The 19,431-nt window shown below is 43.6% G+C and carries 11 protein-coding genes and 1 tRNA gene; 4 read left to right on the top strand and 8 right to left on the bottom strand.

All coding sequences use genetic code 11. The annotated features are described in order from the left end of the window. Positions 1–17: 17 nt before the first annotated feature. The 3 genes from ACKPCE_RS03045 to ACKPCE_RS03055 all read right to left on the bottom strand — a co-directional run bounded on the left by ACKPCE_RS03045 (position 18) and on the right by ACKPCE_RS03055 (position 3,495). Positions 18–782, bottom strand: a complete 765-nt coding sequence (locus ACKPCE_RS03045; RefSeq protein ID WP_319504151.1) for a hypothetical protein — start codon at positions 780–782, stop codon at positions 18–20. A gap of 577 nt (positions 783–1,359) precedes the next feature. Further along, positions 1,360–1,953 carry a BamJ family beta-barrel-assembly machinery protein gene (locus ACKPCE_RS03050; RefSeq protein WP_319504152.1) on the bottom strand — a complete coding sequence of 198 codons (594 nt, stop codon included), beginning with the start codon at positions 1,951–1,953 and terminating at the stop codon, positions 1,360–1,362. Beyond that, on the bottom strand, positions 1,954–3,495 hold the full coding sequence (locus ACKPCE_RS03055) for a glycine--tRNA ligase (RefSeq protein WP_319504153.1): 1,542 nt from the start codon (positions 3,493–3,495) through the stop codon (positions 1,954–1,956). Between the two features lie 196 nt (positions 3,496–3,691). Here ACKPCE_RS03055 and ACKPCE_RS03060 point away from each other — a divergent pair, with 196 nt between their 5' ends. The 4 genes from ACKPCE_RS03060 to ACKPCE_RS03075 all read left to right on the top strand — a co-directional run bounded on the left by ACKPCE_RS03060 (position 3,692) and on the right by ACKPCE_RS03075 (position 8,416). Then, positions 3,692–6,343 (top strand): DNA gyrase/topoisomerase IV subunit A, encoded by a 2,652-nt coding sequence (locus ACKPCE_RS03060; RefSeq protein WP_319504154.1) that lies wholly within the window; start codon positions 3,692–3,694, stop codon positions 6,341–6,343. Positions 6,344–6,409: 66 nt separating this feature from the next. Beyond that, positions 6,410–7,243, top strand: coding sequence for a DUF3316 domain-containing protein (locus tag ACKPCE_RS03065; protein WP_374048561.1), 834 nt, complete (start codon positions 6,410–6,412; stop codon positions 7,241–7,243). A gap of 12 nt (positions 7,244–7,255) precedes the next feature. Further along, a complete protein-coding gene (locus tag ACKPCE_RS03070) occupies positions 7,256–8,254 on the top strand; it encodes a S41 family peptidase (RefSeq protein ID WP_319504155.1) in 999 nt (332 codons plus the stop codon). 80 nt (positions 8,255–8,334) lie between these two features. Next, a tRNA-Leu gene (locus ACKPCE_RS03075) sits at positions 8,335–8,416 on the top strand. Between the two features lie 59 nt (positions 8,417–8,475). On the opposite strand, the gene ACKPCE_RS03080 is transcribed toward ACKPCE_RS03075, so the two are convergent. The 5 genes from ACKPCE_RS03080 to ACKPCE_RS03100 all read right to left on the bottom strand — a co-directional run bounded on the left by ACKPCE_RS03080 (position 8,476) and on the right by ACKPCE_RS03100 (position 19,349). Continuing rightward, complete coding sequence (locus ACKPCE_RS03080) at positions 8,476–11,844, bottom strand: DUF4450 domain-containing protein (protein ID WP_319504156.1); 3,369 nt, start codon at positions 11,842–11,844, stop codon at positions 8,476–8,478. Between the two features lie 21 nt (positions 11,845–11,865). Further along, positions 11,866–13,974: a hypothetical protein gene (locus ACKPCE_RS03085; protein WP_319504157.1), complete on the bottom strand. Its 2,109-nt coding sequence runs from the start codon at positions 13,972–13,974 to the stop codon at positions 11,866–11,868. A 16-nt stretch (positions 13,975–13,990) separates the two neighbouring features. Next, the gene (locus ACKPCE_RS03090; RefSeq protein ID WP_319504158.1) at positions 13,991–16,825 is read right to left on the bottom strand and encodes a glycoside hydrolase family 2 TIM barrel-domain containing protein; all 2,835 of its coding nucleotides are present in this window, start codon (positions 16,823–16,825) and stop codon (positions 13,991–13,993) included. A gap of 120 nt (positions 16,826–16,945) precedes the next feature. Further along, positions 16,946–17,854 (bottom strand): AraC family transcriptional regulator, encoded by a 909-nt coding sequence (locus ACKPCE_RS03095; RefSeq protein ID WP_024995342.1) that lies wholly within the window; start codon positions 17,852–17,854, stop codon positions 16,946–16,948. Between the two features lie 187 nt (positions 17,855–18,041). Further along, on the bottom strand, positions 18,042–19,349 hold the full coding sequence (locus ACKPCE_RS03100) for a glycoside hydrolase family 88/105 protein (protein ID WP_407655023.1): 1,308 nt from the start codon (positions 19,347–19,349) through the stop codon (positions 18,042–18,044). Positions 19,350–19,431: the final 82 nt, after the last annotated feature.

Consider the following 19,431-nt stretch of genomic DNA (forward strand, 5'->3'; position numbering starts at 1 on the left):
CCGGCTCAGTATCCGGCTTATCGCCCTATAGCAAACCCAAGCCCCACACTCACATTCAAGGCTCGGCCGCCGGTAATGGTCTTATAAGAAAGACGTTCTGTCTCTACATCGTTGTCCATTCGCACCAGTTCCCCCCTCGATTTCTGCAAAGGCTGCACGAAGTTGGTGCTGAGAAACAAGTACTTGCGTGAGGAAAAATAGTAATTGGCCGATACACCCATGTTCAATGTCAACGATGAAGCCCGTTGTTTGTACTCCACGGTATGGAGCACCTCATCGGAGCCGGTAGAACTTTTAATAACCCCCCTGTCGCGCAAATGATACACGTAACCCACGCCGAAAGAAGGATATATTCTCCATTTCTGTTGTTCGAAGCGATACACTAAACCGGCATCAACAGAGGGACGCATAATAGAAACCGGCCAAAAAAGAACGTCAGCAAGATTCTCGGTAAAACTGCCTAGAAAGCCCTGATCCACGGCCTCAGCCTGTTTGTCTTTATAGAAGTTCATTTGTATATTGGCATACCACCCTACTCTTTTCGAGAACAGATGCGTGAACTTAATGCCCAACAGAGGTGCCACATCGGGGCGGGTACCTAATAAACCGGCATTGGGACTGGAGCCGGAATGACTCAAATCAAAATTGGCGCCGGCGTATAAATCAATAAGCGCGTACTTACTATAAGGCTTTAATTCATTGTTTATACTAAGGTATTTGTTTTGTGAATAACTCAATGCGGAAGTTAGTAACAGAGAAACAAGTAGTAATTTAGTCTTCATGGTTTATTAAATTTAGTCGATTATAAGAATAGCCGGCAAAGTCCGGTTGAGAATACAAAAGTAATAAAAATAATGGGTTAAATACTTGACTTTGGTAATATAATGTATTATCTTTGTCAAAGTAATCCTATAGTACATTCAAATTAATATAGGGGTAAAGGCAGGAGTTCCAACTCTTGCCTTTTTTGTTTTCTGTCGGTTCAATTTCTCACTGAGACGGTAGCTCATGCCAGTTTGCACGGTAGCAAATGGTCCGCGACAAACCGTCTCTTGGCCGTCAGACGGTTGCTCATGACCCAAAAGACGGTTTATCTTTTCAAATTGCTCGTTATCTTTTTCAAATCGGCCGTTATGTTTTTCAAAAAGTTGGTTATGTTTTGCCCAACTCTTGCCGGTGGGTAGTGAAGGTCTCTTCGTTCGTTAATAATATATAAACTTGCTCTTGACAAGAATCCATTGAAAAGAGTGTGTGAGTAAGGTTATTTCTATAAAACGGCAGGCAAAGAGTGTCCGCTTCGCAAAGGTACTTACCAAAAAAGGCCGCCCGAAGGCAGCCTTTAGCATATAATCAAAAGAATTACTTCTTTATGATACTGACTAAATTAAGATCAAAGATCAGCGTAGAATAAGCGGGAGCAGCGCTCACTGAAGAGCCGTATCCTTGCTGCCAGGGAATATAAATCTCCCAACGCTCACCAACCTTCATGCGTTGCAGTACTTCGGTCCAGCCGGCTACCACACCGTTAACGAAAAACGTCGTTGGCGATTCAAATACGGTAGGCTCTTCTCCTGCAAAGTTCTTATCGAACACATCCAGCGACTGATAGAGTTTGGTATAGTAACGCGGAGTTGTTGCCGCACCAAACACGGCTTCGTTAATCAACATACCTCTATAATATGCAGTTACCGAGTCAGTGTAAAGCGGTGTTTCACCACTGGTTACCGTCTTCAGCTTTTTGGCATAAATAGGATAGTTCTTCTCTGCATAAGGAATGATCTGAATTAACTCAGGATCCGTCTTTGCATCATACACACTCTTTAATGAATCAATGAAAGCCTCGTTACGATTGCGCCAATCAGCGTACTTATTCACTTCCTCTGTTTCTTCACAGGAAGTAAACAGCAGCAAGCATTGGGTGAACAGCAGGCTCAACAGAATATATTTCTTCATTTAAATTAAGGTTTTAAGTAGCGTAGTAAGACTTACGCGGTCTGCAATAATATTGTTTAGCTCAGAGATAGCAACTCTTTCCTGCTGCATGGTATCTCTGTTACGCAATGTAACACAGTTATCTTCCAGTGTCTGGTGGTCGATGGTCACACAGTAAGGTGTACCGATGGCGTCTTGGCGTCTGTAACGTTTACCAATACTGTCTTTTTCGTCATACTGACAGTTGAAGTGGAACTTCAGCTCGTCAATGATTTCGCGTGCTTTCTCGGGCAATCCGTCTTTCTTAACCAAAGGCATTACGGCCAGTTTCACCGGTGCAAGTGCGGCAGGCAGTTTCAAAACAACGCGGCTTTCACCGTTTTCGAGCTGCTCTTCGCAGTAAGAAGCCGACATGATGCTGAGGAACATACGGTCAACACCAATCGATGTTTCAATAACATACGGAGTATATGACTCGTTCAGTTCGGGATCGAAGTACTTGATGCTCTTTCCGCAATACTTCTCGTGCTGGCTCAAGTCAAAGTTTGTTCTGGAATGGATCCCTTCCACTTCTTTGAAACCAAAGGGCATTAAGAACTCAATGTCTGTTGCCGCATTGGCGTAATGAGCCAATTTATCGTGATCGTGGTAACGGTATTGTGAATCGCCGAAGCCTAGTGCTTTGTGCCATTTCAAACGGATGGCTTTCCACTTGGCAAACCAATCCAGTTCTTCACCGGGGCGAACAAAGAATTGCATCTCCATCTGTTCGAACTCGCGCATGCGGAAAATGAACTGACGGGCTACAATCTCATTACGGAAAGCTTTACCGATCTGTGCAATACCGAAAGGAATCTTCATGCGGCCTGTCTTCTGCACATTGAGGTAGTTAACAAAAATACCTTGCGCCGTTTCGGGACGAAGATATACTTTCATCGCTCCATCCGAAGTAGAACCCATCTCGGTAGAGAACATCAGGTTGAACTGACGAACTTCCGTCCAGTTCTTTGTGCCCGAAATGGGACAAACGATTTCTTCGTCAATGATGATCTGACGTAATTCTTCGAGGTTACCGTCGTTCAACGCTTGGGCAAAGCGAGTGTGCAAAGCGTCACGTTTAGCCTGATGCTCAAGCACGCGGCCATTGGTCGTGCGGAACTGCTCCTCGTCAAACGATTCGCCGAACTTCTTAGCAGCTTTGGCTACCTCTTTGTTGATTTTATCATCGTATTTGGCAAGTTGGTCTTCAATCAGTACATCGGCACGATAACGTTTCTTGGAGTCTTTGTTGTCAATCAACGGATCGTTAAATGCATCAACGTGGCCCGAAGCTTTCCAGATAGTTGGGTGCATAAAGATAGCAGAATCAATGCCCACAATGTTTTCATGCAACAAGACCATACTGTCCCACCAGTACTTCTTGATATTGTTCTTTAACTCAACTCCCATCTGACCGTAATCATACACCGCACCAAGCCCGTCATAGATGTCGCTTGAGGGGAATACAAAACCATACTCTTTACAGTGTGATACTAATTTCTTAAAAACATCTTCCTGTGCCATCTTTCTGTTTACAATTTATGCGTTTACTTTTAATCTTCTGTGCATTTACCCGTTACAGGTTACTGAAATAAAGTGCAAAGTAAATGATTTTTTTCAATTAAATTCGTATTTTTGCCTGCACATCATCCAAATAATGATGTAAAAAAGATAATTTGTTGTTAAAACAAGATAGAATAGATTAGAGGACCAGTTATTTATGAGCGACGAGATTAACGAGATTACGGAAGGACATTCTGATTACAGACCGGCCGACACACACGACCAAAGCATAAAACACCAACTGTCTGGCATGTACCAGAACTGGTTTCTGGATTATGCTTCTTACGTTATATTAGAACGTGCCGTGCCTCATATTAACGACGGATTAAAGCCCGTACAACGACGCATTCTCCATTCCATGAAACGAATGGACGACGGACGCTACAACAAGGTGGCCAACATTGTGGGGCACACCATGCAGTTTCACCCTCACGGCGACGCTTCCATAGGCGACGCGTTGGTACAGCTGGGGCAAAAGGACTTGTTGGTTGACTGCCAGGGAAACTGGGGTAATATATTAACAGGCGACGGTGCCGCTGCTCCCCGTTACATTGAAGCGCGTTTGTCTAAGTTCGGACTGGAGGTTGTATTCAACCCCAAAACAACCGAATGGAAACTTTCATACGACGGCCGTAACAAAGAACCGGTTACCTTGCCGGTGAAGTTCCCGTTACTGCTGGCACAGGGTGTGGAAGGTATTGCAGTGGGACTTTCGTCAAAGATTCTGCCTCATAATTTCAACGAGCTGTGCGATGCAGCGGTTGAGTATCTTCACCAAAGGGAGTTCAGACTTTACCCGGATTTTCAGACGGGCGGTTCCATCGATGTATCCAGATACAATGACGGTGAACGAGGAGGCGTAGTCAAAGTCAGAGCCAAGATAAACAAGATTGATAACAAAACGCTGGCCATCACCGAGATTCCTTACGGTAAAACAACGACCAGTGTCATTGAATCCATACTGAAAGCGGTCGACAAAGGGAAGATCAAAGTCCGCAAGGTTGACGATAACACGTCGGCTCAGGTTGAGATATTAATCCACCTGGCACCGGGCGTTTCGTCCGACAAAACGATTGATGCCCTTTATGCCTTTACGGATTGTGAAGTGAGCATATCGCCCAACTGTTGTGTCATTGACGAAAGCAAACCTCACTTCCTGAGGGTAAGTGACGTGTTGCGGAAGTCGGTTGATAATACGCTGGATCTTTTACGTCTCGAACTGGAGATTCACAAAAACGAGCTGCAGGAAGGTCTGCACTTTGCATCGCTCGAAAAGATATTTATCGAAGAACGTATATATAAGGATAAGGAGTTTGAACAAGCCAAAGACATGGATGCTGCCTGTGCGCACATTGATGATAGGCTGACTCCCTTTTATCCGAAGTTTATTCGTGAGGTGACCAAAGAGGATATTCTCAAGCTCATGGAAATAAAGATGGGACGTATCTTGAAATTCAATTCGGACAAAGCGGAAGATTTCATTGCACGTACCAAAGAAGAGATTGAAACCATCAACAATCACTTGGCCAACATCGTGGAGTACACCACCAACTGGTTCAAGATGCTGAAAGAGAAATACGGAAAAGGATTTCCCCGACGCACGGAGTTACGCAACTTTGATACCATTGAAGCAGCCAAAGTGGTGGAAGCCAACGAGAAGTTATACATTAACCGCGACGAAGGATTCATTGGTACGGCACTGAAGAAGGATGAGTTTATTGCCAACTGTTCGGACCTGGATGATGTGATTATTTTCTATCGCGACGGAAGGTATCTCATTACGCCGGTTGCCGAGAAGAAGTTTATCGGTAAGAACATTCTCTATATCAACATCTTTAAGAAGAACGACAAACGAACCATTTACAACGCCGTGTACCGCGACGGGAAAGAGGGCATTCATTACATGAAGCGTTTTGCCGTAACTTCTGTTACCCGCGACCGTGAATATGACTTGACACAGGGAACACCGGGATCGCGCGTGGTTTATTTCACAGCGAACCCCAACGGAGAGGCTGAGGTTATCAAAGTAACCCTGAAACCAAACCCGCGCATACGCAAAATTACATTTGAGAAAGACTTTAGTGAAATTGCCATCAAGGGAAGGCAGGCCATGGGAGTTATTCTTTCTAAATATGATGTGCACAAAATTGCACTCAAACAAAAAGGAGGCTCTACGCTGGGCGGACGAAAGGTTTGGTTTGACCGTGATGTGCTCCGCCTCAATTATGACGGCAGAGGGGAATATCTGGGTGAATTCCAAAGCGAAGACAGCATATTGGTTATTCTTAATAACGGAGATTTCTACACAACCAACTTTGATCTAAGCAATCATTACGAAGACAATGTGCAGATTGTAGAGAAGTACGACCCGAATAAGGTGTGGAGTGCTGCCTTGTATGATGCCGACCAACAGAATTATCCGTACCTGAAACGTTTCTGTTTTGAAGCCGGATCACGCAAACAGAACTACCTGGGCGACAACAAAGAGAGCAAGCTCATTATCCTGACGGATGAATATTACCCCCGCTTGGAGGTTATCTTCGGAGGACACGATAGTTTCCGCGAAAAACTAATCATTGATGCCGATGAGTTTATTGCCGTCAAAGGATTCAAGGCGAAAGGGAAAAGAATTTCGACTTTTAACATAGAGGCCATCAATGAATTGGAGCCGGTACGCTTCCCTGAAGAAAAGCAGGAGGCAAATGAAGGTGACGATGAAACGGAGGAAATAGAGAACCTGGACCCTGACAACGGTAAGAGTGAAGACGATATTATTGATGAAATAACAGGGCAAATGAAGCTCTTTTAAGTCAGATATGAAATGACACATAAAGCCATGATAAAACGTATGCCCCAAACCATAAAGAGATTATTTATGGTTTGGGGCATTTGTGTATTTGCACAGACTGCATTGCAAGCACAAGAGGATTCGCTAAAAGCCAGCAGGTACCTGATGCGTGCCACTCTTTACGGAGTAGGATACTCTAATGTGTATGACACGTATCTTTCTCCGCAGGAATATAAGGGGATGGACTTCAGGGTAACTCGCGAAACCATGCGGATGACCACGCTATTTGACGGGAATGTATCTGCGCAAAACTTTTTTCAGGCTAACTTGTCGTACACGCACAACAGAGCCGACAATAACAATACGTTTGCCGGATTAGTGAACTGGAATTATGGTTTACACTATCAATTCAGGATAACGGAAAACTTCAAATTGCTGGCAGGCGGACTAGCCGACTTTAACGGTGGCTTTGTATATAATCTGCGTAACACAAACAATCCGGCTTCTGCCAAGGCTTATATCAATCTCGACGCTTCGGGCATGGCAATCTGGCACGTCAAAGTGAAAAATGTGCCCTTAACGCTGCGCTATCAGCTCAATGTTCCGGTAGCGGGTGTGCTGTTTTCGCCCAACTACGGACAGTCTTACTACGAAATATTCACGTTGGGTAACAGTGACGGGGTAGTGCGGTTTACTTCTTTGCACAACCAGCCGGCATTCCGGCAAATGCTTTCTGTGGACTTCCCGGTGGGGAGTTCCAAATTAAGAATGAGCTACGTGTGCGACATACAACAATCTGATGTCAACGAGATACAGACACATATTTACTCGCATGTGTTTATGGTGGGATTCGTTAAAGACCTCTATCGCATTAAGAATAAAAAAGGAGCTCCTTTGCCGCCTTCCGTGCGAGCATATTAAAGAAAGACAGAAATGAAACGACATATCAAATACTTGATTCTGCTCACTGTTGTGTTGTTCTCTTCCTGCATAGGAGAAGAAGAATACGATAACTCTCCGCAAGGTAACTTCGATGCCTTATGGACTATCATTGATGAGAAATATTGTTTCCTTGATTACAAAGACATAAATTGGGATAGCATCTACACCGTTTATCAGAAGAAACTGACTCCTACCATGAGTGACGAGAATCTTTTTGAGGTATTGGGCGATATGCTCGATGAACTAAAAGACGGACACGTGAACCTTTACTCTTCCAGCGACGTGGCGCGCTACTGGAATTGGTACGAGGATTATCCGAGGAATTTTAATGAAGCCATTGTTGAAAAATACCTGGAAACCGACTATCGCATTGCGGGAGGAGCGAAATACACTATTTTAGATGATAATGTGGGCTACATCTATTATGAAAGTTTCAGTAATCCGATAGGCAATGGAAACTTAAATGAGATATTGCAATACATGGCCATCTGCGACGGTATCATCATTGATGTTCGCAATAATGGAGGAGGAAATTTAAGCAATTCGTCTACTCTGGCATCGCGCTTTACCAACGAAAAGGTGTTGACCGGTTACATCAGACACAAAACGGGGAAAGGACACAGTGATTTCTCTGATCCCGAACCTATTTATCTGGAGCCTTCCAAACAGATCAGGTGGCAAAAGAAGGTGGTGGTGCTGACCAACCGTCATGCATACAGTGCGACCAATGATTTCGTCAACTCCATGAGATACCTGCCTTTGGTAACTACTGTGGGTGATCAAACCGGAGGCGGATCGGGCATGCCTTTCTCTTCGGAATTGCCCAACGGATGGTCGGTACGCTACTCGGCCAGTCCGCATTTTGATGCGGAAATGAACCAGATTGAATTTGGCATTGATCCCGACGTTACTGTTAATATGGAAAAGAATGACGAAGATAAAGGGATTGATACAATCATTGAAACTGCCCGGAAACTAATAAAAAATTAACTTTATAAGCAAATTGTTTGCGAAACCGGAAAAAGTACTTATCTTTGCACCGCAAAACAAGGTAACTATTACCTGCATGAGCGGATGTGGCGTAATTGGTAGCCGCGCCAGACTTAGGATCTGGTGTCGTGAGACGTGTAGGTTCGAGTCCTATCATCCGCACATAAAAAGAGGTTTGTCACAAGTGGCAAACCTCTTTTTGTATATACATACTTCTGTAACTACTGCTGCAGCGTTATACTCATTAAGCCTATCACCACATCGTTTGAGAGGGTTTCCAAAGTAAGATGACTTAATGTTTTCTTGGGATTCAAGGGCATATCTAGCAATACGCCTGCTCCACCGGGAATTTCACGACCGTACACGCCTTTAATCGTCAAATCCTTCTCTAGGTTGTTACTAACCAGTCCCGAAAGCAAATGCACCCGATAAGGACGTGGCACCTTGATACCGAAAGCAACGTTATCAACGAAAAAGTCTTGCTCAATAGGACACCAGTTTTCCGGATTAATCAATTCCAAAGAATCGCAACTACCATCTGTATAATGTACCTTTACGATTCCGTTGACTATGTGACATTGCATGTGATTGGTACTGCCTGCCATTAATAAGTAAGCATGCGATGCACTACCCGTAAGCGGCACCCGAATGCTATCGGGATAATTATCCCACAAAGAAGTAAATGCAATGTTGTTTCCCTCCGACGGTGTTCGGAAGTTGACCCCGAACGGTGTAGCAAACAACTGGTTTCGCACTTTCTTCCGAAGTCCCGAATCGTCTATCACCGCCGTAGTTTTAGGATGACACCACTCACCTATTCCTTGTTTGGGCAATTGCAATGTTGTATACGGAGAGCGGGGAGTTAAATATTCATTTATAAAAATGGCAGTAACCGGTGCGTTCCACAGACTATCCATGTTGACCGGTTGGCAATGTGCGGGCACTACCTTTGAGAAGGCTACCACAGCGTCTTTACTCTCCTCCTCCACTTGTATTTCTATCGGCAACCACCAAGACAAATCACCTTGCCGCACGCGTGCAAAGGCTGTTCGCCCTCCCAGAGCACCGGTAACCACTGCCACAAACTCTTTGGGATTGATAGGGGTACGAGTTTTCAAGAAAACGTTTTGAGGATCATATAGTTCCTCCATAGTCAATGATTGGAAGGACATTTTGGCTACGTCACCTTTTTTGTATGCCTTGCCCGTTTGCAACAAACCGGCCTCAACAGGACGACCTGCCCATTCAATTTTTATTTCCGCGGTTTTAGCCGAAGGAATTTCGATAAGTAAGCAAGGATAGCCAACGGACTTTTCATTTTGTTTCCACTGAGCTTTTTTGCCATTCACCGTAACAGTTACCACACGATCCATACGGGCACGACATTGCAGCTCAATGGTTAACGGTTTATCAAAGCGGGTGGACACCCGGTACACGTCACTTGGGCCTTCTTGGTGGTAACCAAATGAAATGTCAGGCGTTTCGAGCGAAGCGTAAGGCCATTCAACCGGGAATCCCGGGCGAAGCAGCAAACGGTTATTCAACAAGTCGGGAACAATGCCATAAAGTCCTTGAATCAAAGCACGTGAGGCAACTCCTATGGGATCGCCGAAATCTCGGTAACACTCACCGCGTGCCGCATCATAAAAACTAACCTGACCAAAGTTACCCGGACTTCCTCCCAAGTACATGCCATCGAGAACGGAGCTTTTAAGAAGTTTAAAAGCTTCATCATTGCGCCCGGCTTGCCAATAAGCCAACGAGGTGTGCATCACTTCGGCAAATGCCACATTATTGATACTCCATGAATAAGGTAACCAATTCGTAGTAGAGATCGTTTCGAACTGCTCATCTTTAAGCCCTTCGGCACGGACGGGAATATGGGGAATAGCTGTATCTACATATCGAGTAGCCTGATACGCCTGAAAAGGATCGGCCGTTTCACTATCAATAGCATGATAAACTGTCCAGACCGCTGCACTTTCATGCACCCGTTTATGCCCCATGAAGTCTTTGTATTCTGCCCAATGTCCTTTGGATGGTATCCAGAGTTGTTCGTTCATGGCCTTGAGTATTTGGGCAGCCTCCAAAGCATAAGGAGTCGGGTCTTCGCCAATGAGCCGGGCTATCTCGGCTGCCATCTTATTCGCTCGATAGTTGTAGGCCGACGAATGTGTTACTGCACCCGAATTATAATAGAGTGCGTCACTGGCCCATATACAAGCGTAAGCATCATACAATCCATCGTTATCGGGATCGAAATTGCGTTTCTCCCAGTCAAGATGACGAACCAAAACGGGCCACATCTTGCGAGCATAAGCCAAATCGCCCGTCCAATTGAAATGCCACAGCAATTCATCTGTATAACATAAGTTCATGTCGTAGTGATGCATCTGATCATTGCGGTTTGGGTTCCGGCAAATGTATCCGTTACTATACTGCGGTGTACCCCATTCTTTGATGGAACGGGCCAGATTCATCTCTGGATCTTGCGCGGGATGCTGTTTAACCTGTGGTTTATGGGTGACCTGACTCGCTGCATACGCATCAAAATGCTTTCGTGCCCGGTCGTGCCAGCCCAGAATATCGCCTGTGTAAGCTGCGCGCCAACCGCTCAAAGGCATGCGCCAGCCTATGGCTCCATGCAACCAGACTTCACCATCCCATATACCGTCGGCCGCAACGCTTAACGCGCCTCCCAAGGTATTAAAATAAGGATCAGGAGTTGAAATACGAATACGCTCGGCCAAGGCACGACGGGCCTTTTCTGCTTTATCAAACAAAGCGGAAAGAACCACGAGAGAATCGGACAGTTCCCCGGAATGCAACAGAAAGTACTGTTCTTTTTGGAGTAACACACTTCCGTGTAAACGAGGTAATTCATCGGTGGTAAGCTTGGATCCGGAAGGGAATAACCCACTCAGTACACGGGCACCCGTTTTGGATTTTTGTCCGAAAGTAACCTGGAACTGATTGTTTCTGATGGCATATACATTGCCCGAACAATATTCGGGCTTCAGGTCGAAACAATCAGCAGGATCTACTCCCATATCGCCTTCCCGACTGAAACGTTTGTCGGCCGCACCTCCAAATAACCAAGTCAACTCAATACCCGAAGGAATGTTCTTACTCTCTATTTTCCAGATAGCTCCATCTGCATCGGGTAATGCCAGCGCAGTAATGACAAGAAAACCGTTTTTACCCAATATCGGATCGGTTATCTTATATATACGACTTCCCGCCCGGTAACGAGATTCAATACGCGATGCATGATTGAGTGACAGAACACGGTTTTTCAATCGCAGTCCTAAAGTCAGATTTCCTCCCATGCGGGGTAAATACAATGCAAATTCAGGCACATCACTTGTCTCTAGGCGGAAACCGGAATGACTGCCATATAGGGCACGGTTAAACTTGCGATCGCCATTAACGATTACAAAGTCTTCCCCATCCGGATGGTAACGCAACTTTCGGGCAGACGTATGTTTTCCTTCGTTCAATGAAGCAAGAGGCTGGCCCAATGCTTCACTGGAAAGAATACACAACAGAATGAAAAGGGTACAAAGCGCAGTAATTTTTCTTTTTCTCATAATAGTTTCCAAACAAAAGAATTAAGGCATGGGATTAAGACCTTCCCATCGCACGTTCCACTTTCCGTCTTTCGGGAAACCGGGGGTTTGCTCTTTGCAACCGTCCCAACCCGCACACATCATAGCCACAGCCGTAAGCAGACCGCCATTGCCCGGTAGATAAACTCTGAGACGCCCGTCCTGGTAATTATGTCCGTTTACCAAATACGTATTTGTTCGTTTCTCCATGAGTAAGGCTCCCACTGCTTTTTCAGGTTCTCCTAAACGAGCGGCGTTCATCGCGGTCATAGGATAATCCCATCCCCAGGTTTTACCCCAGTTCCAATTATCCCAAATCCAATGAAGCGTATTCTTCATATAGTCTTCCCGAATCAATTTGCACATGGGCAAGATACCGACAGAGCCAAGCACCGCCATGTGGTCTGAAGTAAAACGGATATCTTTATAGGTATCGACAGCTGTTTCAGCTGCCAAGTATAACTTATCTTCATTGTAAGCCAAAGGAGAGAGTTTATCAATCATCTCATCCCACTGCAGGTTACGCTTTTCTCCGGAACGTTCGCGCCATTTTTGTGCCGTTTCCATGGCAAAGTGCCAATAAGAAAGTTCAAAAGGAGGGTTCACTGTTTCAGCCGCACGCAATGTTTCTTGAGCCGGGATAGCTCCTTTAAGCACAAAGCGACCTTCCAACTCGTCGTACGTGGCAAAAGAATACATGAACTTAGCTGTTTCCTGCACCAAACGATTGTATTTCTTGATCACTTCTTCACTGGGATTGGCACGATAAATCAGTTCGGCCAAATAAATAAGGTGAGGTTGCTGCCAGATAAGAAAGCTTCCTACTTTTGATGGCGCTTCCAATGCTCCGGGATCAGTCATCTTCATCCATCGAACTCCTTGAAACCCTTGGCGTCTTGCTATTTCACGGGCTATGGGTTCAGCCTTTTCATACCATCCGAGAGTACGGTCAAGCAGGTCAGCACGGTTCCAAAGCGCAAACTGTGCCTGATGCCACCAAATCATTTCCAAATGAAACTTGCCAAACCACGAATTGTAAGTCAGCCCTGTTTCCTGCGGCGGGGTGGTCCCTGCGCACTGGATAGCCAATAGATACTGGCTAAGTACCACGCGACGTTCCAGTTCTTTTGCCCGCGAATCTGTGCACAGTGAGAAGTCAACCGCACCTCCTTTTTTCCAGAAGGAAACCCAATATTCAGCGGCGGCAGACAGTGTTTGTTCCACATTTACTTTTTCCTTAGATGGAGCGTCAGAAGTAAACTCGCAAGTAAAGGCCAAAGAATCACCTTGAGGAGTCAAAACGAAATAGTTCTTTTCCTTCTCTTTTATAGTTGCATTGCCTTCCCAACGGATAGTCACGTAATAGGTAGTAGCATCCAAAACTCGTTTCAATACGGCCGATTGTGCATCTTGAGCGATGATTGTCGTTGAATGTTTATCATTCACATTCCATAAACAGGCATCATCACAATGGCCTCCGGTAGGATAAGGGAAGTGAAACTTAACACCCGAATGCCCGGTACTAGTGATACGCGCAGCAATCAGGTCTGCCTTAGGATGAACGGCTGTTTCTACTTCATAGGGAACACCTGCTATTTTGTAACTACTGTGAATAACCCCTTTCCACATATCCAGTGTCTGGTGAATATCTGTAAAATCAGTCGGGGTTACTCTCTCTGATAGTTCTAAGCCAACAATACCCAAATGCAGACGATGTGGGTTTACTCGAAACCAATTGGCTGCATCTTGCTGACGACCTTTTTCATTAAATTGAGTAGAATAGGGTTCCAAGCGCCCACGACCGAAATCATAATTCTTAAGAGTTTCTTCGTGACGATATCCTTCAGGGTTGGCGAATGCATGCCATCCCCACTGACTTTGAGTTCCAAGGGGCACGCCATTGGAATACATGGCCGGAAAAGTTTGTAACCCAGTTGCATCAACTGTATAGGCAAACTCTCCGTTACCAACAGAAAGTGAAGCCAAAGAATCAAAGGTACTAACCTGAGGATTATTCCTTGTAACAAGGGCCTCTCTGTCAATAGGAGATTGCTTGCCCGCACCACATGCTCCGAGGATCAGAGCAGCCAATGAATAAAATAGTTTTTTCATGGTATTATCATTCGAATTATTTATTTCTAAAATCAAAGTATAAGTTCAAACGTATGCCTTCGTCTCCTTTCTTAATACGGATATTCCCGGGCTGGCTCTGAGGACCATGCTGAGAAACCGGCTTAAAGGAACGTATGGCAGGAATATCAAACAAAAAAGAAATATCGCCGGCTGGGAAGTCGGGCATGGTATTCACACCATCTTGTCTTCCTTTAGGTTCTTCAGGAGTAAAAAGGCGGAGGAAAACTCCATCGCTAGCCGAATAAACAGTAAAAGGAGTTTCTTTATTCTCTATAGTCGCCCAATATAAATTAGCATGATAGCCTTTAAACTCGGGATAGACGAGATTTTCAAAGGATTCACCGGTAATTGTATTGTTGTAATCCTTATGCCATATTCCATAATTCGTTCCCGGAACACGATTCTTCCAAACTCTATAAGGGCCTCGGCCAAACCAACGCATGCCCGTACATTCGTCTTCCGGATATGAGAAGGTCAATCCCAAATTATAGACTTGCTCATCCATAAACGCATCATCGAAACCACCTCCCCCAGAGGCACGATTAAGCAGTACCGCATTCATATTAAGGAGGCCGTCGGCCGACATACGCCACACGATGGAGTCAACACCGCCTACATAATTGACGCAAAACACCGCATCGGTACCATCCATCCTGCAAGTTGAACGTACTGGTTTCATTTTCATTCCAACAGCAACCGGTCCTTCTTTGAAAGGGACTTGTTTATTTAAAGAGTTCAACACGCTGATAATCTTCCCATCTTGCTTTGTAAATGTAACAGTTACATGCTTAGCAGACAAAGTGACCGTGGAGTCTGATTCAGTGAAAAGAGCCGTTTCATCAGAAGAAATAAGGGTACGCTGCTTCTGAAAATAATCAGCCGCATAATGTATGGGCCACGTCCAGTTACAAATGCTTTTGCCTGTAGCATCAAATGCCTCTAGTTGAAGAACATCTCCTTCGAAGAAATTTTCGGGAACTTGCATCACAGCACGTCCGGTCTCACCCGGATGAAGCGAAGGTAATACAACCTCTCCAGATGCAAGCAAAGATTGTTGCCACCCTTTTAAAGGAGACGGAGCCGCATATATTTGATACTTCATAGTACACTGACTTAAGTTCGTAAACAAATAGTTGTTGCTCAACATGAATTCACCTTTGAATGAAGATGTTATGTATTGTTTCTTGATTTGGATAGGCGACCATACCTCGCGTACGGTATAATAGCTTCCTTCTTTCTCACGATAGGGTCCCAGAATTCCATCTGGTGCATTAAAAGTTTCAGAGTCAAGTATTCCCCCTTTATCAGCACGCTTCACTGCATTATCGCAAAAATCCCACATGAAACCGCCTGCAAACAATGGATGACGAGTATAGTTGTCCCAAAAATCTTGCAAACCGGCTCCGTGTCCCTGATCATATTGACCATGCATAAATTCGGTTGGCATAAATACATTATACCCGTTAGTAAAACGAGCTACACCTGTTAAATAGGCCGGATAGTGGTGCGTATCAAGTTGGTTGAAATCAGCCCAAGGGTGTATGACGTGTCTTTTTTGTATATCATAATCAGCAAAATGTTGATCTAGAGCATTGTTCCAACCTCCCTCGTTACCATTACTCCATAAAACAATGGAAGGATGATTTACGTCACGAAGCAACATCTCACGCTGCAATTTAAGTCCGGTAGAAGTATCATAGGAATTCTGCCAACCAGCCAGTTCGTCGATGACAAACAATCCTAACGAATCGCACATCTCTAAAAAATGAGTATCGGGAGGATAATGAAAACGAACCGCATTCATATTCATTTCTTTTATAAGAAGTGCATCCTGCAAACTTATTTCCCTGTTTGTAGTCCTTCCGCCATCGGGATGAAAAGAATGTCGGTTAATACCTTTCATGATCACTTTCGTGCCATTCACATAAAGACCGTCTTTAGGTTTGAACTCTACCGTTCTGAAACCAATGCGTTCCTGATAAGTATGTATCATTTCGCCTTTTTCATTAAGTAAGCTCAGTGTCATCAGATAAAGATTAGGAGTCTCCGGAGTCCATGTTTTAACCCCCTTCCAATTCACCGATATTCGCTGCACAGAAACAGTGTCTTGCAGAGATATGGATTGTGGAACAAAGGTACCTCTGTCAGTCCCTACAGGAGAAATTGAAGCGACGAGATGGCATCCTTTCTTCAAGTTATTAAATTGTATTTTGGCTGAAAGTATTCCCTGCGAAGAAGCATCAACAGCAACGTGCTGAATGTGTGAGGTTGGTTTTGCTTCGAGCCACACCGGACGATAAATACCTCCGAAAGTCCACCAGTCAGCCATTCGCTCTGCAGCATTGACGCTTTTATTTAGAGAGTGCTTGCGAACAAAAACCTCCAATTGATTTTTTGCACCGTATTTTATTTTATCTGTTATATCGTATGAGAAACGGTAAAACCCTCCTTGATGCGTATCTCCGGCAGACATTCCATTGATCTTCACATCTGTGTCGGTCATCACTCCATCAAAATAAATGCGGATAATTTTGCCCTTCCATGCTGCAGGAACCTTAAAAGAATAACGATATAAACCTGTTTCCATACTTGGCACAGCACCTTTTGTCTTGTACCATCTACCATAAGTATATTCACCAAACCCTTGAAGTTCCCATTGAGAAGGGACCTCAATCTTACTCCATTTACCGCTTTTGTGCCCGTTAGAGCAGAAAAAATTCCACGTAATTGTATTACCTAGACCTTTACCTGATAAATAGAGTGTCTCTGTCTTTTGAGCGTATACACAGAGTGAAAAGAAAAGAAGAAAGCATGCGCTTACAAATTTCATGATATTAGCATTATAGTTTCAAAGTTCATAAAGCGTAAAGATCATGAATATAAAAGAGAAATAAGGTAATTAAAATGTCATAATCATTAGTAATAATGACGTTTTAAGAAGATTTCCGGTTTATTCTTCACCACCTCTTGCATACGTACGGTATTCTAGAGGAGTAAAACCGGTACGTTTCTTGAAAAGAGAGAAGAAATGTTCTGTCGATTTATAATCAAGCATGAAAGAAATCTCTTTCACTGATTGAGATGTACCGGCAAGTAACTGCTTGGCCTTTCGAAGTTTCAATTCCTGAAAATATTTGGCCGGAGCGTAGCCTGTATAGTCTTTAAAAACTTTCCGAAACCATGAATAGCTTATATTAAGTCGCATAGCCAGTTCCTCAGGATCAATGTTTTTAAAAACGTTTTCGTTCATTATAATTTTAGCCTGCTCTATTTTCTGATCAACATCTCCCATCTCAAATATCTTATTTTTGGAGATAGAAAGAATTAAACCAATCATGTGAAGTACAATTCCCGAAAGATACTGCTGTGCCGAGATCTTATCAGATTCTGCAATTTCTATTGCTCGGGTAAATAGAGAAACTAATTCTTCATTAAGACCGACCTCCAAGACTTGATTTTCACGGGTAATGAATGAGTTTTTAATTATGTTATCAATGATTGTTCCTTCGAAACCGATATAATATTCATTCCAACCTGTCTGTTGAAGAGGATGATAGGTATGCCACTGATCCGGGAACAGAATCATCAGCCTTCCCTTACAGACTTGCCGCTCGGGAGTGGAGTCAGAAGCAAATAATCCGCGCCCTTTGGTTATATAAACAATTTGATATTCAGGCAAGATACGGCCTTTCGATGCATTAAAAAAATATCCGGAGGGGTGATCCTTGAGGGGATAAGGAGAGTTGGGTTGTATTGCTTGATAGCCGACCGTGTTTACCCAAAGACCAAACTGGTGATCTTTGTCATTTACAATAAGGTACTTGAATTCTACTCCTAAATCATTAAAACTCTTAGTCATATCCGAAAAGTCACATTGGTCTAAGGAGCAAAAATAAACATTAAATCCTATAAACTAGTATATTACAATAAAAAAACATCTTCTTTTAAATCGATAAAAAGCAAGAGTATGGTAGAGACACGAGAAAACACTTCATATATAACCTTGCAAATACAAAGTATTTTCTCGCATCGCTATGAAAATAACATTATTTTTTCATAACAATTTTATCATATTGCTCTTCGGCTTTGATTTCACTGTATTTAGGCGCATCAATCATTTCAACAAGAGCACGTAATACCGGTCCCTCTCCCATTGGATCATTTTCTTGCACCGGACGATTATAATAATATGCTAATGAAGGCATGATACCCGTACCAACACATATGCCTTTTACATCACCCTGATTAGAGATAAGACGCATCATTCCTTTAAGGCCTTGTTCTGCAACATAAATAAAGTCAGGATGTAACCAACCTTCTTTAACCCCCTTGGCTATTCCAAAAACAAACATGGCAGTGCCGGTTATCTCTTCATAAGAATCTTCTTTATCCAATAATTGATGCCACAAACCATTTTTCCCTTGATACCGAGCTACACCACTTGCCTGTTGACGAAAGTTCCGAAGCAACTCTTCGCGTAGAGGATGCTCTTTGGGTAACACAGCCAACAAATCCGCTTGCGCCATAAAAACCCAACCATTTGCTCTGCTCCAATGAGCAACTCCATGTTCCTTATTGTCTGTATGATAACAATGATAATAAATGCTTTTCTCCGGACACCACAGATAACGAGTATAATTAAGAACTTGATTGGCAGCATCGTCATAATATTTATTGTCACCGGTCAATTTGCCCATTCTAGAAAGAAAAGAGATCGCCATGAAGGCATCATCTGCCCATATAGTATTCTCGTGAGGCCAAATGCGAGCGATTGTACCATCTACCAAACGCGGTTCAGCGTAATTCAAATGGCTGGCTGTTTCATTTATATAGTTCAAGAATGATTTATGAGGGTATTTCAACTGTAATTCAATCAAACTAGCTCCCATCGGACCATTATCATCTAGACGTTTAGCACGAAAAATCATGTGCCAACTTAATTTGCGTATGGCTTCCCATCCTCCATCTTTAAATGCCTGATCATATTGCTTACGGAAGAATTCAAGATTTCCTTCATTAAAAACAAAATCCATGTTTTTAAGTACATACTTTTCATACTTAAGGTCGCCCAGTTTATTCCCTAATTCCATCAGAGCCATGTTAGTCACCCCATTTGTATAATGCCACTGTGTGTATTTTGACACCATTTTCACATCTTGATTAACGGGAATACCCTTCACCGAATTGTATTCTTCACCTGTTTTGACGTTTTTAAAGTTATAAGTAGTAGCATTTAAGATACGATCGGCTATCTTCATGGCCACTTCTTTTGGAGACATATTAGTCTGGGCACTAAGAGACAGGTGTAAAAGAGAAAATATGCTAAGGAACAAGCATTTATTGACTTTCATAATTATCAGATTTTTAAACTTAACAATGTAGATTCGTAGAAATAATAAGTGTGCCATATGTACAGCACACTTATTATTAAATAGT

Origin of the sequence: Bacteroides graminisolvens, assembly GCF_963666085.1 — a bacterium.
GTDB classification, from domain to species: domain Bacteria; phylum Bacteroidota; class Bacteroidia; order Bacteroidales; family Bacteroidaceae; genus Bacteroides; species Bacteroides graminisolvens.

Coding starts and splice junctions, on each gene's coding strand:
- ACKPCE_RS03070 (WP_319504155.1), top strand. CDS start 7,256: ATGAAACGACATATCAAATACTTGATTCTGCTCACTGTTGTGTTGTTC.
- ACKPCE_RS03060 (WP_319504154.1), top strand. CDS start 3,692: ATGAGCGACGAGATTAACGAGATTACGGAAGGACATTCTGATTACAGA.
- ACKPCE_RS03085 (WP_319504157.1), bottom strand. CDS start 13,974: ATGAAAAAACTATTTTATTCATTGGCTGCTCTGATCCTCGGAGCATGT.
- ACKPCE_RS03045 (WP_319504151.1), bottom strand. CDS start 782: ATGAAGACTAAATTACTACTTGTTTCTCTGTTACTAACTTCCGCATTG.
- ACKPCE_RS03065 (WP_374048561.1), top strand. CDS start 6,410: ATGGTTTGGGGCATTTGTGTATTTGCACAGACTGCATTGCAAGCACAA.
- ACKPCE_RS03095 (WP_024995342.1), bottom strand. CDS start 17,854: ATGACTAAGAGTTTTAATGATTTAGGAGTAGAATTCAAGTACCTTATT.
- ACKPCE_RS03080 (WP_319504156.1), bottom strand. CDS start 11,844: ATGAGAAAAAGAAAAATTACTGCGCTTTGTACCCTTTTCATTCTGTTG.
- ACKPCE_RS03050 (WP_319504152.1), bottom strand. CDS start 1,953: ATGAAGAAATATATTCTGTTGAGCCTGCTGTTCACCCAATGCTTGCTG.
- ACKPCE_RS03055 (WP_319504153.1), bottom strand. CDS start 3,495: ATGGCACAGGAAGATGTTTTTAAGAAATTAGTATCACACTGTAAAGAG.
- ACKPCE_RS03090 (WP_319504158.1), bottom strand. CDS start 16,825: ATGAAATTTGTAAGCGCATGCTTTCTTCTTTTCTTTTCACTCTGTGTA.